Raw genomic sequence first — 1,324 nt, 5'->3', positions numbered from 1 at the left:
ACGACCTGTCTGAGTTCAGGACATCGTGCACAGTTGATGTTTCAGGACATCGTGAACACTTGACCGGCCTGTCGGTGTGGTGGCCAGGGGTGTTGTGGTGATCATGCGGCGATGGGCAGAGCAGGGTTTTCGATGGATCCTGAGTTCGTCGCCGCGGTCGCCAGGGTCGCCGCGGGTGAGAAGATCAACATTTCGGGGTTCTGCCGTGAGCAGGACATCTCCCGGGGTGTGTTCCACAAATATGTGAAGCGGTTCAAAGCCGAGGGCGCGAACGGGTTCATCCGCCGCAGCACCGCCCCGCGTCACCACCCGAGTGCGCACGGGCCGGAGGTGGCCGAGGCGGTGCTGCGGGCCCGGAAAGAGCTCAAGGACGAGGGCTGGGACAACGGGCCGATCTCGATCCACTGGCGACTCCGGGACGCCGGATACGAGCCGTCGCCCTCGATCTCGTCGGTCTACCGGATGCTGCGGGATCTCGGCGAGATCAAGCCCGAGCCACGCAAGAAACCCCGGACCCGGCGCCGGTTCGAGTACACCGACCCCAACGGCTGCTGGCAGATCGACGGCATGGACTACTACCTGGCCGACGGGCAGAAGGTGTGCGTCATCCAGCTCCTCGACGACCATTCCCGCCTCGATGTCGGCTCCTATGCCGCCGGCAGCGAGAACGGCGCCGACACCTGGGCCGCGTTGCAGCAGGCGTTCGCCGGCTACGGTGTTCCGGTGAAAGTGTTGTCGGACAACGGATTGGCTTTCTCCGGCAAACACCGCGGGTGGATGGTCGAACTCGAACGCCACCTCGCCGAACACGGCGTCACCGCGATCGCCTCATCGGTCTATCACCCGCAAACCTGCGGCAAGAACGAACGCGTCCACCAAACCCTGCAGAAATGGCTCGCCGCACGAGCACCGGCCGAAAACCTTGTTGCCCTGCAACAACTTCTCGAGCAGTACCGTCAGGGCTACAACAACCGCCGACACCAAAGCCTGGACGGCAAAACCCCGCAGCAACGCTACGACACCCGCGCCAAAGCCACCCCCACCACCGGCCGCAAAGCCCCCAGCGGAACCACCCAACGCCCGGTCTCGGCTACCGGTGTCATCGCGTTCTCCGGCTGCTCCATCACCGTCGGCCGACGGTGGACCGGCCACACCGCCACCATCCACTGGCAAGGCGACCGCGTCGCCATCATGATCGGCGACACACTCGCCCGCGACCTCACCCTCGACAGATCAGTACGCTACCAAGGACTGAACAACCAAAACTGTTCACGAAGTCGTGAGACATAACCGTTCACGAAGTCCTGAAACATGACAGGTCGTT

General features: G+C 63.6%; 1 protein-coding gene. It reads left to right on the top strand.

Annotated features, from left to right (window positions below; all coding sequences use genetic code 11):
• Nucleotides 1–132 precede the first annotated feature (132 nt).
• Nucleotides 133–1,290: a DDE-type integrase/transposase/recombinase gene (locus tag ACLJRL_RS41175; RefSeq protein ID WP_410661845.1), complete on the top strand. Its 1,158-nt coding sequence runs from the start codon at nt 133–135 to the stop codon at nt 1,288–1,290.
• The last annotated feature ends 34 nt before the right edge of the window (nt 1,291–1,324 follow it).

Origin of the sequence: Amycolatopsis sp. lyj-112 (assembly GCF_046549055.1) — a bacterium.
GTDB lineage: Bacteria > Actinomycetota > Actinomycetes > Mycobacteriales > Pseudonocardiaceae > Amycolatopsis.
This window is presented reverse-complemented; position numbering and strand designations above follow the sequence as displayed.